This is a genomic window from Paenibacillus sp. AR247 (assembly GCF_002968895.1).
GTDB classification, from domain to species: Bacteria; Bacillota; Bacilli; order Paenibacillales; family Paenibacillaceae; genus Paenibacillus_AQ; species Paenibacillus_AQ favisporus.
On sequence record NZ_PCZT01000015.1, the window covers coordinates 149,468 to 164,832 of the forward strand.

General features: G+C 55.5%; 11 protein-coding genes and 2 pseudogenes. 6 read left to right on the forward strand and 7 right to left on the reverse strand.

Translation table 11 applies throughout. From position 1 onward, the window contains the following. From CPT76_RS40505 to CPT76_RS25380, 3 genes and pseudogenes are all read left to right on the forward strand, one after another. Nucleotides 1–108 (forward strand): annotated as a pseudogene (locus tag CPT76_RS40505) (QacE family quaternary ammonium compound efflux SMR transporter); the annotation flags it as partial. Nucleotides 109–196: 88 nt separating this feature from the next. After that, complete coding sequence (locus tag CPT76_RS25375) at nucleotides 197–643, forward strand: carboxymuconolactone decarboxylase family protein (RefSeq protein ID WP_105444883.1); 447 nt, start codon at nucleotides 197–199, stop codon at nucleotides 641–643. A 348-nt stretch (nucleotides 644–991) separates the two neighbouring features. After that, nucleotides 992–3,496, forward strand: coding sequence for an efflux RND transporter permease subunit (locus tag CPT76_RS25380; RefSeq protein ID WP_258168792.1), 2,505 nt, complete (start codon nucleotides 992–994; stop codon nucleotides 3,494–3,496). 144 nt (nucleotides 3,497–3,640) lie between these two features. Here CPT76_RS25380 and mobA read toward each other — a convergent pair whose 3' ends face one another. Then, a complete protein-coding gene (gene mobA / locus CPT76_RS25385; RefSeq protein ID WP_105444885.1) occupies nucleotides 3,641–4,297 on the reverse strand; it encodes a molybdenum cofactor guanylyltransferase in 657 nt (218 codons plus the stop codon). A gap of 259 nt (nucleotides 4,298–4,556) precedes the next feature. Here mobA and CPT76_RS25390 point away from each other — a divergent pair, with 259 nt between their 5' ends. After that, on the forward strand, nucleotides 4,557–5,795 hold the full coding sequence (locus CPT76_RS25390) for an MFS transporter (protein ID WP_105444886.1): 1,239 nt from the start codon (nucleotides 4,557–4,559) through the stop codon (nucleotides 5,793–5,795). A gap of 170 nt (nucleotides 5,796–5,965) precedes the next feature. Here the strand turns inward: CPT76_RS25390 and CPT76_RS25395 are convergent, their stop codons facing one another. Next, a complete protein-coding gene (locus CPT76_RS25395; protein ID WP_181153036.1) occupies nucleotides 5,966–7,654 on the reverse strand; it encodes a glutamine--tRNA ligase/YqeY domain fusion protein in 1,689 nt (562 codons plus the stop codon). A gap of 268 nt (nucleotides 7,655–7,922) precedes the next feature. On the opposite strand from CPT76_RS25395, the gene CPT76_RS25400 reads away from it, so the two are divergent. After that, on the forward strand, nucleotides 7,923–8,177 hold the full coding sequence (locus CPT76_RS25400) for a DUF2164 domain-containing protein (protein ID WP_105444888.1): 255 nt from the start codon (nucleotides 7,923–7,925) through the stop codon (nucleotides 8,175–8,177). Nucleotides 8,178–8,270: 93 nt separating this feature from the next. After that, entirely contained in the window at nucleotides 8,271–8,819 is a 549-nt protein-coding gene (locus tag CPT76_RS25405; protein WP_089550478.1) for a GNAT family N-acetyltransferase, read from the forward strand. 174 nt (nucleotides 8,820–8,993) lie between these two features. Here CPT76_RS25405 and CPT76_RS25410 read toward each other — a convergent pair whose 3' ends face one another. The 5 genes and pseudogenes from CPT76_RS25410 to CPT76_RS25430 all read right to left on the reverse strand — a co-directional run bounded on the left by CPT76_RS25410 (nucleotide 8,994) and on the right by CPT76_RS25430 (nucleotide 14,842). Further along, nucleotides 8,994–9,659 carry an MOSC domain-containing protein gene (locus tag CPT76_RS25410; RefSeq protein ID WP_105444889.1) on the reverse strand — a complete coding sequence of 222 codons (666 nt, stop codon included), beginning with the start codon at nucleotides 9,657–9,659 and terminating at the stop codon, nucleotides 8,994–8,996. A gap of 90 nt (nucleotides 9,660–9,749) precedes the next feature. Beyond that, entirely contained in the window at nucleotides 9,750–10,535 is a 786-nt protein-coding gene (locus CPT76_RS25415) for an SDR family oxidoreductase (protein ID WP_076174766.1), read from the reverse strand. Between the two features lie 237 nt (nucleotides 10,536–10,772). Then, complete coding sequence (locus CPT76_RS25420; protein WP_105444890.1) at nucleotides 10,773–11,276, reverse strand: GNAT family N-acetyltransferase; 504 nt, start codon at nucleotides 11,274–11,276, stop codon at nucleotides 10,773–10,775. Nucleotides 11,277–11,336: 60 nt separating this feature from the next. Next, nucleotides 11,337–12,563 carry an MFS transporter gene (locus tag CPT76_RS25425; RefSeq protein ID WP_105444891.1) on the reverse strand — a complete coding sequence of 409 codons (1,227 nt, stop codon included), beginning with the start codon at nucleotides 12,561–12,563 and terminating at the stop codon, nucleotides 11,337–11,339. A 214-nt stretch (nucleotides 12,564–12,777) separates the two neighbouring features. Next, nucleotides 12,778–14,842, reverse strand: a pseudogene (locus tag CPT76_RS25430) (molybdopterin-containing oxidoreductase family protein). Nucleotides 14,843–15,365 lie beyond the last annotated feature (523 nt).

The following is a 15,365-nucleotide window of genomic DNA, read 5'->3' on the forward strand; positions in this document are numbered from 1 at the left end:
AGCACGCTGGCCGGCATGTTTCTGTTCGGCGAGCCCAAGGAATGGCGGCGAATTCTGTTTATTGCGATGATTTTGGCCTCAGCGGTAGGTTTGAAGCTGATCTCATAATTTTTTTGCTTTTTTATGGAATGATGTCACAAATCCCGCACGTGATCAGTCTTCTTTGTGAATGAACTTAAAGGGAGGCTGTTATCCGATGAAAATCAGATTGAATTACAGGGACGCCAATATGCCGGCTGTTAAAGCGATGCTTGCTTTTGAGCAGTTTGCCCAGAGCACTTCGATCGACAAGGTGCTCTCCGAGCTGATCAAAATCCGGGTGTCGCAAATTAACGGATGCGCGTTTTGCCTCGATATGCACAGCAAGGACCTGCTCAAGCTGGGAGATTACCAAGAGCATCTGACGCTGGTCTGCGTATGGCGGGAAGCCCCCGTATTCACCGAGCAGCAGCGCGCTGCGCTGGAGCTTGCGGAATACGTGACGAAAATTTCCGAGGCAGGCGTCCCGGATGAGGTGTTCGGCAGAGTCAGGGAACATTTTGACGAGAAAGAGGTCATCGACCTGCTGATGGCGATCAACGCCATTAACTGCTGGAACCGTTTAGCCATTTCGACCGGCATGTTCCCGGGCTGTATGGGTTAAGAGAACCGCCTATCAAAACCGTCACAATTTCGCCATATTCATCCCCTATAAATGTGGAGCCCAACCGGCACCTTCCTGCGTATTACAACCAGGAAGGTGCCTTTTTTTGTAAATGGCGCCGGGTTGTTTGAAAATGACCTTCGCTTTGTAATATAATCGTTCTGACTAGGCGGTCAATTTGAGAACCGAAGTGTCAGAAAGGGGTGAAGGTGCATTTGTCTGAGAAATTGGCGGACAAGAAAAACAGATTCTGAAAACCGCCCTGCAGCTGTTTTCATCGTTCAAGGCTCCTCCGTACGGGTTCCGCTCGGTCTGTTCAATCTGGAGCAGTCCTCCAAAGCGGTTGTCGTGGATGGCAACATCACAACGCTCGATGATTTGAAAAAACTGACGATTCCGGTTACGCCGGGAGCGGGCAGCGCACAAGGACAGAGCGGTACTGCCGGGGCAACCGGTCAAGGTGCCGGTGGCGCGGGCGCTGCTGCCGGTGCTGGGGCAGGCAATGCTGCAGCTTCCGTCCAAGGCGGCCAGGCCGGCGTACCGGCCGGCATTCCGACGGTGAAGCTCAGCGATATCGCCGACATCAAGGTGGTCGGCAGCGCGGAGTCGGTGTCCCGCACGAACGGCAAGGCCTCGATCGGCCTGCAAATCGTCAAGGACAATGACGCCAACACGGTGGACGTAGTCAATGCCGTGAAGGACAAAGCCAAAGACCTTGAAGGCCAGTTCAAGGGCATGGAGCTTACGGTGCTGCTCGACCAGGGCAAACCGATCGAAGACTCCGTGTCGACGATGCTGGATAAAGCGGTCTTCGGCGCGCTCTTCGCCGTTATCATCATCCTGATCTTCCTGCGGAACATTCGCTCCACGATCATCTCGATCCTGTCGATTCCGCTGTCGCTGCTGATCGCCCTGCTGATTCTGTGGCGGCTCGATATTACGCTCAACATGATGACGCTCGGCGCGATGACCGTCGCGATCGGCCGCGTCGTCGACGACTCCATCGTCGTCATCGAGAACATTTACCGCCGCTTGACCAGCAGCGGCGAGAAGCTGCGCGGACGCGAACTTATCCGCGAAGCGACGCGCGAAATGTTCGTTCCGATCATGTCCTCGACGATCGTAACGATTGCGGTCTTCCTGCCGCTGGCGTTCGTCACCGGCATGGTCGGCGAGCTGTTCATGCCGTTTGCGCTCACGATGGTCTTCGCCCTGCTGGCTTCCCTGCTCGTAGCGATCACGCTCGTGCCGATGCTGGCACACAGCTTGTTCAAGAAGGGCATCAAGTCCTCCAAGCAGCATGATCACGACAAGCCGGGCCGGATGGCGCGCGGCTACCAGCGGATTCTGAACTGGGCCTTGTCCCACAAGCTGATCACGTTCGGATCGGCGGTCATTCTGCTCGTAGCAAGCTTCTTCCTGACACCGCTGATCGGCACCAGCTTCCTGCCGGACCAGGAAGACAAATACATCATGGTGACCTACTCGCCTGAACCTGGCGCTCAGCTGGAAACCGTGGAGAAGCGTGCCCTTGAAGCCGAGAAATACATTTTGAGCCAGCCGAACATCGACAAGATGCAGTACTCCGTCGGCGGCAGCGGCAATCCGCTGGCCGGGGGCTCGTCGTCCAATTCGGGTCTGTTCTATGTAGAGTACAACAAAGATACCAAAGACTTTGAGAACGTGAAGAAAAACCTCGTGGAAGGTCTGAAGAAACAGGTATCCACCGGAGAATGGAGCCTGATGGACATGTCCGGCGGCATGGGCGGAAGCTCGCTCAGCGTCAGTGTCTACGGCAACAGCCTGGACGATATCAAGCCGGTCTCCGAGCAAATCCTGAAGCTGGTGCAGGCAGACAAGGATAATTTTGAAAAAGCGAAAACAAGCCTGACCAAAGCTTATGACCAATACACGATCGTGGCGGATCAGCAAAAGCTCAGCTCGATGGGCTTGACGGCCGGTCAAATCGCCATGAAGCTGAGTCCGGTCCGCGAACGTCCGGTGCTGACCGAAGTGACGGTCGACAACAAAGACTACAAGGTTTATATCGAAACCGACAACAAGGAATACAAGAGCATCAACGATATTGCCAACGAAACGGTTCAATCGCCGCTTGGCATGAACGTTCCGATCAAAGACGTCGCCAAAGTGGAAAAAGGCACATCGCCGGATACGATCACCCGCAACGACGGCAAAATGGTCGTGGACGTGACGGCCAACATCGTCACCTCCAACGTCGGCAAAGCTTCTTCGGACCTGCAGAAGGAAATCGACAAGATCGATTTACCGGACGGCGTCGAAGTTAAATTCGGCGGCACCACCCAGCAGATCAACGATACGTTCACCCAGCTCGGCCTGGCCATGGCTGCGGCGATCGCCATCGTCTACTTCGTGCTCGTCGTAACCTTCGGCGGCGGCCTGGCGCCGTTTGCGATCCTGTTCTCCCTGCCGTTTACGATCATTGGCGGACTTGTCGGCCTCTGGATCGGCGGAGAGACGCTGAACGTATCGGCCCTGATGGGCGCCCTGATGCTGATCGGTATCGTCGTGACCAACGCGATCGTTCTGATCGACCGGGTCATTCACAAGGAACGCGAAGGCTTGTCGACGCGCGAAGCGCTGCTGGAAGCCGGAGCCACCCGTCTCCGTCCGATTCTGATGACGGCGCTGGCCACCATCGGTGCCCTGCTGCCGCTCGTATCGGGACTGGAGAACAGTGCCGGCATCATCTCCAGAGGTCTCGGCATCACGGTTATCGGCGGTTTGGTCAGCTCCACGCTGCTGACGCTGGTCATCGTGCCGGTTGTGTATGAGTTCCTGATGAAATTCCGCAAACCGAAAGTAGAAGATTAATATCTTCAAATAAAAAGGACGTGCTTCTCTCCCTAACGGGAAAGGGCACGTCCTTTTCTATAGAGTTTAGGCTTGCGACGAAACCTAACCTACTAACCTATGCATAAAATCGGAATATACAGACAACTTAACAAAAATCCTCTCTCAAGAAAGACCTGTCATGGCACGCTTATAGTCTGAAGGCTCATTCATGTTATAGAAGGCTTTGTCTGCACCGGGCCCAAGCTCCTGGATGAGCTCTTCCTCGGAGACATAGCACACCTTCAGCTGCTCCAGCCACCCGGTCAAACGCAGCCGGCCGGAAGACAAGCACGTCTCCAGGGACGGCAGAACACTGCGATGGTAGGCAGCCAGCAGCGGCTGAATGCGCCCCCCCGATACCGGGACGATGGCCTGGAGTCCGCTTTTATCATCACCCATAACCGCCACCGCTTCTTCTGCCTTCCGTGCCAGAAAACGAAAAACCTCTTCCGTCACAAACGGCATATCACAAGCCGTGACGATGCTCCAAGGCGTGGCGACAGCATGCAGTCCGGCATGCAATCCCGACAGCGGTCCCTGTCCCGGATAACGGTCATGCACCACATCTTTGCCCAGGAACGCATATTTTTCGTCGTCATTAGCCGAAATGATGATATTTGAAGCAGACGGCGACATCAAGCGGACGATCCGCTCGATTACCGTTTCGCCGTTCACGCTCAGCAGTGCCTTATCGGTCCCCATCCGGCTGGATTGACCCCCGGCCAGCAAAATTCCTGTGACCTTGAACATCGTTCGTCTCATCCCTCTCGTTACAAGCATGAACAGGCAATCCAGGTCCTATTTTTCATACATTTAAAGTAGCTCCAAATAAATTATGGGATAATTCTCAAAAGTTGGTTTGTATCCCTTTTCAACTAATGATAAAGTGGGATTGGCAGTCTTTAAAACGCCGCTTTCGATATGGAATGAACGGAAGAATTTCTAACTTTGCGCATAGAAGCGGGTCATCAGAAGATTACAATGCGGAACTTCAGTTCAACCTATATATTAGCAAACGGCCGGAAAGGAATGTGCTAGCGTGCAGGAAAACGGAATCAAGCCGTCTTCGTTAACGTCGCTCAAGGCGTTCAACTTTTTAATTTACGGCACCATGGTGATTTTCACCAGCTATTTTCAATTATACCTGCAGGATGCGGGAATGAACAAACTGGAAATCGGCAGCCTGATGGCACTGGGGCCGTTGATCTCCCTGCTGGCCAATCCGGTCTGGACGTTTGCCAGCGAACGCCTGCGGGACACCAAGCGCAGCCTGCTGCTCATGATGGCGGGCACCCTGCTGCTGACTCAATTTGTATTTCATGCCGATACGTTTACGATGATTTATGTGGCCATGATGCTCTTTTTCTTCTTTCAAAGCCCGATGTTTGCGCAGAGCAACACGCTGATTCTCGGCTATATTCCGGATCAGCCGCACCGGTTCGGCGCGTTCCGGATGTGGGGCTCTATAGGCTGGGCGGTGACGGCTGTGGCGGCCGGCCTCTTCCTCGACCGGATCGGAATCTCCCGCCTCTCCTTCGTGTTTACGGGAATCCTTGTCCTGGCGATCGTGTCCGTCCTGCTCCTGCCTCCGCTCAAGCGGACCTCCGAAACGCCGCCGATGCGTCTTCGGGGCTTTGGCAGATTTGCGGTGAACCGTTATTTTATCGCTTTTATCGTTCTGGGGGTGGCTGTCTCCGTCCCTACCTTTATGAATAATACATTCATGTCGCTCTACATCACGGAACTGGGAGGATCAAAAACGGTAGTGGGACTTGCCGTCTTCCTGTCGTCCATTCTGGAGATGGGCGTGCTGATTCTGTTCAATCGTTATCTAAGGCGTAAATTGTCCACGCTCGTGGGCTGCCTTTCCCTTGTGAGCCTTCTGTTTGTCCTTCGCTGGCAGCTGATGGCGAACGCCACGAGCCCGGTCGAAATCGCCGTCATCCAGATCCTTCACAGCATCACCTTCGGCGGCTTCTTCTTTGTCGGAACCCAGGTGGTGCGCCTGCTGACGCCGGCCCCATTCCGCGGACCCGCTCAGGCGCTCTACACGCTCACTTGGAGCGGCATCTCCGGCATGCTCGGCAGCCTGGCCGGCGGCTGGCTGTTCCAGAACTTCGGCGGGGCTGCCATGTACAAAATTTGCGTGATGCTGGCACTGATCGGCGCGGCCGGCTTCGGCATTATGTGGTACTGGATTCGCGTTCAGCATCATACCCAGGCAGGGGCTGCCGGAACTGTGACCGGGCCTGCCGATGATGACGATTCACCGCTCTAAAGAAGCTGGACCCGATTGGCCGGGCCAAAGCTTGACATAAGCGAGACAGAGCAAGCTAAACATAAACAAAAAGCCAGCCGCTGGATGATTGCATCTGCGGCTGGCTTTTCTATATGTCATTCGAACGTTGCAGGTCTTCTCATAGGTTCTTGTGCCGAGCCGATCCCGCCTTATTTCGGCAGTTGAAAGGAGCTCTTCAGGGAGACGACCAGGTTAAATACCGGTTGTCCGGGCGCAGAATACTTCGAATCCACGTTAAAATATCCGTGCCGGAAAAACTGGAACTTGTCCTGCGGCTTGGCATTCTTCATGTCCGCTTCCACAAAGCCGTGCAGCACTTCGAGGGAGTTCGGGTTGATTTCGTCCAGGAAGCTTTTCTCTGCCGTTTCGGCTTCGTTCTCCTCGGCTGGGGCATCCGTCTCTTCCGCTTTGATCAGCGGCTCATACAGACGGAACTCGGCCGGTACGGCATGGGAAGCTTCGACCCAGTGGATGGTTCCCTTGACCTTGCGGCCGGTGAAGCCGGTGCCGCTCTTCGTCTCCGGATCATAGGTGCAGTGAATTTCCGTCACCTGGCCGTTCTCGTCCTTCACGAAGTCATGGCATTTAATGAAGTAGGCATTCTTCAGCCGGACCTCGTTGCCCGGGAACAAACGGAAATATTTGTTCGGCGGGTTCTCCATGAAGTCGTCCTGCTCGATGTAAATTTCGCGCGAGAATGGGATTTGCCGCGTGCCCATGTCCGGGTTCTCGGTATTGTTCTCCGCTTCGAGCCACTCCACCTGGCCTTCCGGATAGTTGGTGATGACCACTTTCAACGGCCGCAGCACCGCCATCGTGCGCGGAGCCTTCAGCTTGAGGTCCTCCCGGATAAAATGCTCCAGCATTTGCAGATCCACCAGGCCCTGGCTCTTCGAGATGCCGGTCTCGTACACGAAATTCCGGATTGCTTCCGGCGTGTAGCCGCGGCGGCGGAGTCCGGAAATCGTCGGCATGCGGGGATCGTCCCAGCCGTCGACGATCTTCTCGTCCACGAGCAGCTTCAGCTTCCGCTTGCTGGTCAGCGTCTGCGCCAGATTCAGGCGGCCGAATTCGTATTGATGCGGCGTGCTCTCCATCTCGCATTCCTGGATGACCCAATCATAGAACGGGCGCTGATCCTCAAACTCCAACGAGCAGAGGGAGTGCGTTACGCCTTCGATGGCGTCCTCCAGCGGATGGGCGAACGCATACATCGGGTAAATGCACCACTTGTCCCCCGTGTTGTGGTGCGCGGCATGGGCGATCCGGTAAATGACCGGATCCCGCAGGTTGATGTTCGGCGAGGCCATGTCGATCTTGGCCCGAAGCACCTTCTCCCCATCCTTGAACTCACCGCTGCGCATTTTCTCAAACAGCTCGAGGTTCTCCTCGGCGCTGCGGTCACGGTAAGGGCTGTTCTGGCCCGGTTCGGTCAGCGTACCGCGCGTCTCACGGATTTGGTCGGCTGTCTGATCGTCGACATACGCCTTGCCTTTTTTGATCAAGAGCACCGCACGGTTGTACATCTCATCGAAATAGTCCGAGGCATAACGCTTCTCCGCCCATTCGTATCCAAGCCATTTCACGTCTTCCTCAATGGATCTGACGAACTCCACGTCTTCCTTCAGCGGGTTCGTATCGTCAAAGCGCAGGTTCGTTGCGCCTTCGAATTCGCCGGCCAGCGCGAAATTGATCCAGATCGCCTTGGCATGCCCAATATGCAAATAGCCGTTCGGTTCCGGAGGAAAGCGGGTGACCACTTTCTGAACCTTGCCCGACTTCAGGTCTTCCGTTATGACATTTTTAATAAAATTGGAGGGAGTGCTTGGTTTCTCCACAGTTATCAACCTTTCATCCATAAAGTCTTCTTTATAGATAGACTTCGTCCATCTTATTCTCTGTATAAAGCTTGTTTCATATAAATATACCTGTAATGCCGGGAGAGTTCAATCATTCGCGCTCCTCTCCCCTTTTACGTGAACGCGAAGCCTTATACATCCTTCCCCAATCCAGGGGCAAACATGAAAATTGGGGCTAATACCATTTTGACGCCAATTGAGGAATAAGGTAGCATGGAAATAAAAGCCGAAGGGGGCCAAAAGGCATATGCAATCGATGAAGCTGGCGAAGGAACAGCGGGACCAGGCGATTCAGCAGATCCAGCAGTTTTTTGAGGAAGAACGCGGCGAAGCCATCGGTGAGCTGGCAGCGGATCGCGTGCTGGACTTCTTTATGACGCGCATCGCTCCGCATGTGTACAACCAGGCGCTGAGCGACTGCCGCCATGTGGTCAGCCAGAGAATGATATCCCTGGAAGACGATATATACGCATTGGAACAAAAGGTTAAAGCGTCCCGTTAAGTACGAGGGGAGAAGTGAAAACGCATGGTTGGTTACATTTATAAGCTGGCCGCCAATTTCGCCGATCTTGGGAAAAGAAAGAGGGATTCATTCATGTTTACATACGCACTTGACGACCAAATTGAGCTCCGGCCCCTGGCGCTGCAGCATGCACGCCCGCTGTTTCACTTGACCGACCGGTCACGTGACCGGCTGCGGGAATGGCTCCCCTGGGTGGATGCGATCCGGGAAGTGGAGCATACGGCCAATTTTGTGAAAAATGCCATTAAGCAGGGCGCCGAGAACGGCGGCATTTCCGCCGGCATTTGGGTAGACGATGAGATCGCCGGTCTGATCAGCTACCATCAGATCGACTGGAACAACCGCTCCGTCAGCATCGGCTACTGGCTGGGGAAGGAATTTGAAGGCAAAGGCATCATGACCAGCGCCTGCCGGACCTTTGTCGATTATGCCCTGATGGACATGGATCTCAACCGGGTCGAAATCCGCTGCGCAACGGGCAACCACCGCAGCCGCGCGATCCCCGAACGGCTGGGATTCGTTCTCGAGGGAATCGTCCGTGAAGCGGAGAAGCTGCCCCAAGGATACGTGAATCACGCGGTCTATGGGATGATACAAAGCGAATGGAAGCTGCTTCGGTAGCCCGTTTTGAAAACCCTTCCTCCAAGGCAGACAAAATGCCGCCGCTCCTGTCCAACGGACAGGGGACGGCGGCATTTTTGCCATACGATGAAGCGATCATTCAGCGATGCACCACGGACGTTCGGCAGTCCTGGATAACTGGACGGCCGGTAGCCTGGCCGGGGCATGTCCGGTTTAGGCCAGCCAGTTGCTGAACTGCTCCTTCACGGTCGAAGCAAGGGCTTCGACTTGGAGCATCCGGGCAATCTCTTCCCGGTCCGCCCGCTTGCGTCCCAGCGCCAGCTGGCGCAGAACCGCGGCCACCGTTACGCCGCCCGGGCTGGATTCACGCTTGACGATGGACGATTGGCGGTCCAGCACCCCTTCTTGGAGCACGCGGAGATAAAAGCCGCTGTATCCGGTATCCAGCACCCGTGCCGGGAAGTCGGTCACCCCATGCTTGCTGGCGATTTTGAAGCAGGGAAATCTCGGTTGGGCGACCTGCATGACCGTCCCGCCGATTTCAAACGTATCACCGATGCACACCTCTTCTTCCAGCAGCCCGGATACGGTCAAATTCTCGCCAAAAGCCGGGCACTCCATCGGAATGCCCAGCTCCAGCTCCCGCTCCCAATAGGCGTAATGCTCTACAGGATAGACGCACACGGCCTTGTCAGGCCCGCCATGATTTTTCAAGTCACCTTGGCCGTCCCCTTCCATCTGCGTGCGTCCAACAAACACTTCTCCTTCAATCGGGCGTTTATGTATGCCGGTTGTGAGCGGTTTGCCCATATATTCCACCGTGATCGGCTTGCCGACGTTCACCGATACGATCCGGTAAGCGGTATCCACCTGATTCATTGCGGCTTCCCTCCAAATTGATCATCTTGCTTCCATCATAGCATTTGGGGGTGTGCCGGTACAAAAGAATTACACGAGCTGGGATGGCCCTTAGAGAGCCTGTACCAGCCCGCCGTCAATGACAAGGGTTGTGCCGGTAATATAGGTATTGGCACCCGATAACAGGAATACGACGCCTTTGGCGAATTCCTCCGGCGTTCCGTACCGTCCGAGCGGAATTTCGCTCTGGGACTGCTCTGCGACCTCTTCCGCGCTGACACCCTTCGCTTTCGCATTCGATTCGTTCAGCTGGATGATCCGGTCGGTCTCGATCCGCCCCGGTGCCACCGTGTTCACCAAGATTCCGTACTGAGCCAGCTCCTGAGACAAAGACTTGCTCATGCCGGCTACGCCGTTGCGGAACGTATTCGACAGAATGAGCCCGGGAATCGGCTGCTTGATCGACGTCGACGTCAAATTGACGATATGCCCGCCCAGTCCCTTCATATGTGGAAGCACCTCACGGATCATTCGGACATAGCTGAGCAGGTTCAGCTGGAAAGCTTTATCCCAGTCTTCATCCGTCAGCGTTTCAAACGTTCCCGGAGACGGACCGCCTCCGTTATTGACCAATATATCGATGCGGCCGAACTTCTCGGCCGTATAACGCACCATCGCTTCCACTTCATGCGGAATCGTAATGTCCGCCGCGTAATATTCCACCACGCCGCTGCCGAGCTTCTGCAGCTCCTGCTGTACCGCCTCCAGCTTGCCGTCGCTGCGGCTGACCAGCATCACATCGGCTCCTTCTCGCACCAGTTCAGCGGCGATCGCTTTGCCCAGTCCTTGACTGGATGCAATGACAAGCGCCTTTTTACCCTCAAGATGAAGATCCATTCTCTTATGACCCCTCTTCTATAAATTCTGCTATACCCTTATAAACTGATCATTCGGGGATGAAACCATTCGGATTCTTGAATGCTGCTGATGACAAAGCGTTAATTATAGTATAAAAAGGAACCTTCACCTTGTGAAAGTCCCTTTTGTACCGTTTTATATCGGGCAGACTGACTAATTATGCACAAAAAATGTAATATCATGGTATTTTACAGGACGGATAGCCCCATAGCCCCATTAAGGACGCGCCAGAAAACAGCTCATCAATATATCATCGACATCGCGGCCGCCGATACAAAATTCCCGTTCCAGGCAGCCCTCCTGTACGAAACCACATTTGCGGTAAAATGCGATGGCTCCGGGGTTGGAAGACAGGACCCGCAGTCTCAGCTTTCTTTTTCCTTGCTCCTGCGCCCACTTCTTTCCCGCCTCTATCAGCCTCGACCCGATTCCCTCCTGCTGATAATCGGGATGAACCGCAATGTTAATTTCACAAACATGGCTGTTGCTGGAGAGGCCCGTAGCCGGACGAAACCCGATGTACCCGCACAATACGTTGTCCACCACGGCCACCAGCTGGGAACCCGGCGGGCAGTGACGCAGATAGTCCTCCCGGGAAGACCAGCGGACCGGTTCCGGAGCGGTCCACTCGTTCCACACGAGGGCGTCGATATCCATCAGCGCCAGGGCGTCCCTCATTTCCGAAAGGCGGATGGTCAAAACACGATGTTCGGATGGCATAACAGCTTCACCTCAATTGATAGTAAACTAGGACCAGGTTCAGGGGTATTCAAGTCATCGTCAGCTTCCGAAGGATTCGGCCAGATCGATCTCCGCCTGCCGGTTGCGAACCGCGTGCGTCACAAAGAACACGACCGACAGCACCGCTACCCCAATCGCCAGCCAGGTCACCGGCATGATTCCTCCGTTATCATACAGTATTCCCATGACATAGGGCCCTGCCATTCTTCCGACGGCCCCCATTCCCCCGGTCAAACCGATATAGAACGGAGCCGCCTTATAGGCGTGATCGGAAATAAAAGCCGGGATGGCCGGCGAGATCAGCATCTCTCCGAGCGTCGCCAGGATCATAGCCATGACCATTCCCGGATAACTGTGCAGACCAGCAATGACAAGATAGGCCCCAAGGTAAAAGAGGCCGCTGGCTGTAATTTGGGCCGACGAGGTCCGTGCGAACCAGCGCTTGATCAGGCTTGTCAGCGGCTGGGCGACAAAAATGAGAATGCCGTTCATCGTCCACAGGAAGCCATAGGCCCGCTTCGGCATGCCCTCGGAGATAATGAACGGGGACACGCCTGTGTTCCAGATCGAGTTCCCCAGCCAGAGAAACAGGGAACCGATGCCGATGAACAGGTAAACCCTCGTATTGCAGAGCAGGGACCAGGTACCTTCGGCACGTTCGGGCTTGTCCTTTTTCTGCAGATGAACCGGCCCCTGCTCCTTATCGAGCCGGCTGAGATAATTCAGGAAAAACATCGCGAAAACCGCCGAGGTGACCCCGTTCAGAATAAAGGTCAGGTCATAGGACAGATCGGCAAGGAATCCGCTCAGCGCCGTCCCCAGGGCAACGCCAATGTTGTTGGCGACGTACACGACGTTAAACAGCTCGCCCCGCCGGTCGGCGAAGCGGTACCCGATGAACGCCTGGATCGCCGGCATGGACACGGCGTTGCAGAAGCCGATAAAGCCCATCAAAGCCATGTATAAATACCAATACGGGCTGATGAAAGGCAGGGCGAACAGACCAAGCGCATTGAGGCCAAGCGACCCGACGATGAGCCGCTTCACCCCGACCCGGTGGTACAGCGCTCCGCCGAGCAGCTGGCCGATGATGCCGCCCAGCGCCTGGACCATGATGACCAGGCCGGCGTCGGCCATCGAGTGGCCCAGCTCCTCAAACACGTACATGGTGGTGAGCGGCCACATCAGCGACCCGCCCGCCGAGTTGATCAGGCTGGCCGCCAAAAATATTTGAACTTCCCTTGGATAGGATTGCAGAAATTTCATGTTAGGAATCTCCTGTGCAGCGGTATGTGGTAAGGCCGGGCAGATGTCCGGCTTCTGAAACCGGCAGATAACGAACGAAAAAAAGAAAGCCCCTGGGGGCTCTCCGGCAGGTGTCCGCCAAGCGTAAAGCCGGCTGACACCTGTAGCAATTTTTCGTTATGTCTGCCGTCCCACATGACAGTATCTATCATATTGTGTCATCCCGCAATGACCTTCACTGACGCTTTACTTCGACAGTGGTTGAGAAGAACGTGGCTCCACCGCCCATGTCGGCCAGGCGGTCGGGCGTCAAGGCGTTGGCCCGCTGTCTGCGGCCGTCCTTTGCCCACCACAATCCCTGGCTTACGACAGTGCCGGGAAGCATTTTATCCGTGACCACAGCCTTCAGCTCATACTGTCCCCGCTCGTTGTATACGCAGACGGGATCCCCGTCGGTAATGCCGCGAGCAGCGGCGTCTTCCGGATGGATCTGCAGCACCGGCTCCTTTTCCAGCTTCTGATGCTTTTCCACATTGGCGAAGGTGGAGTTCAGGAAATTGTGGTTCGGCGGCGAAATGAACATGAGCGGGAAGCTCTCTCCTGCCGCAGGACGTCGCTCACCGTCATAGCCTTCCTTCAGCGGGACATACTCCGGCAGTGGCGGCAATCCTGCCTGCTTCATCGCTTCGGAATACAGCTCGATTTTGCCTGAAGGGGTCGGCAGCCGGTCCAAATAGTGCTGCTTCGGCGTCATGTCGAGCTTGACGAAGCGCCGCTCCTTCAGCGACTCCAAGGTTACTCCGTTCAGATAGGGATTGTCCGGATAATCCAGCGCCGCTTCGATCATCTGCTCCTCTGTCTGGGAGAAGGCTTCTTCATCAAAGCCCATCGCCCGGCCCAGCAGAGAGAACAGCTCCACGTTGCTCTTGCTCTCGCCCTGCGCGGGAATGACCGGCTCCTGGATCTGAACATATTGATGCCAGTATGAGCCGAACAAATCTGTGCTCTCAAAGGAAGAGGTCGCCGGCAGAAGGATATCGGCGTATTTCGCCGTATCGGTCATAAACAGGTCATGCACGACCGTAAACAGGTCCTCCCGGGCAAATCCGGCCTGAACTCGCGCCGTATCCGGCGCGACGACGAGCGGGTTGCTGCAGTAGACAAGCAGCGCCTTGATCGGCTGCTCCGTCATGGCCAGCGCTTCCCCGATCCGGTTCATGTTGATGCTGCGCGCCTCCGGATTCGGCCGCAGATCCGGGCGCTCCAGCGCTTCGCTGTTCATCGCGTTATAGCCGCCGTTAGACTTGGCGGCACCTCGCCTGCTTCAGCCAGTGGCCGGTCAAGGCCGGCAGGCAGGCGATGCTGCGGATGTTCATGCCGCCGTTGTCATGATGCTGCAGCCCGTTGCCGATATGGATGTAGGCGGCTTCCGCCTCGCCGTACATACGAGCCAGCTTCTCGATATCTTCCTCCGGAATGCCCGTAATTTGGGATACACGGGCCGGGGTGTACGCCTTCACATGCTCCCGCAGCTCCTCATGGCCGACAGTGTACTTGGCCATAAAGTCATTGTCCGTCAGTCCGTCGCAGAACAGGATGTGCATCATGCCCAGTGCGAGCGCCGTATCCGTTCCGGGATACAGCGGAATAAACCAGTCGGCCCACTGGCCGGTGCGATTCCGGTGCACGTCGATGACGACCACTTTGGCTCCGCGCTTGCGGGCTCTCTCCGCAATGACGACTTGGTGCATGTTCGTGCTGATGATGTTGCCGCCCCAGACCAGAATCAGGTCGGCGTATTCAGTATCCTCCGGCGTCGTCCCGCCGCCGAAGCCCATCGTATATTTCCAGCCAGCGCCGCCGGCGGAGTTGCATATTGTTTGGTCCAAACGGCTTGTACCCAACGCATTGAGGAAACGCCGGTCCATGCCGTCGACGCTGAGAATGCCCATATTGCCGTAGAAGCTGTAGGGCAGTATCGCTTCGGAGCCATGCTCCGCAATAATATCCCGAAAGCGCTGGGTAATTTCCGTCACCGCTTCGTCCCAGGTAATCCGCTCAAAACGGCCTTCCCCTTTGGGTCCCGTACGCTTCATTGGGTACAACACCCGGTCCGGATGATAAACCCGCTCCGTCATATTTCTTACCTTATTGCAGATCGCACCCTGAGTAATCGGGTGATCCGGGTTGCCGGTCACTTTGACGATTCTACCGTTCTCCTTGTGCAGCAGCAGGCCGCAGGTATCCGGGCAGTCCAGCGGGCACACCGCAGGAAAAACGCCGTTCTCTTGCTCGATCATTTCCCGCTCCATCTCCCTCTATATGAAGTCTGTATATGCTTGTATTTCTATCTTAAAGCGAGTCGGTAAAATCCGCAAAAGAAAAAATGGGGACTCCTGTTTCAACCCTATGGCCGCCGGGTATAAAAAGAACAGGAGCATAGAGTGGACGAACCGTGTTCGCCCTGCCTGCTATGCCATATATCATGGACCACTCCCAACCGAATTCGCCAGGTCGATGTTTCGTTCCCCCGGACGCCGACCTGGCGAATTTGTCTATTTTTGGAATCCTATCAAAACCTGTGTTCCCGCCCTGGACATCGGGGTAATGCATACGTAGAGGTGATCAACGATGACAACTGTTTTTGTGGCAGGCGCAAACGGGCAGACCGGGCGCAGAATCGTATCGAAGCTGGTTGAGGCAGGTTATGACGTGAGAGGGCTGGGTCCGTAAAGAAGACTACCTGCGGGATCTGGAATCCGCAGGAGCCAAGGGTTACCTTGGAGACTTGTCGGGGGCTTTCTCTGACGGTATGAAAGGAGC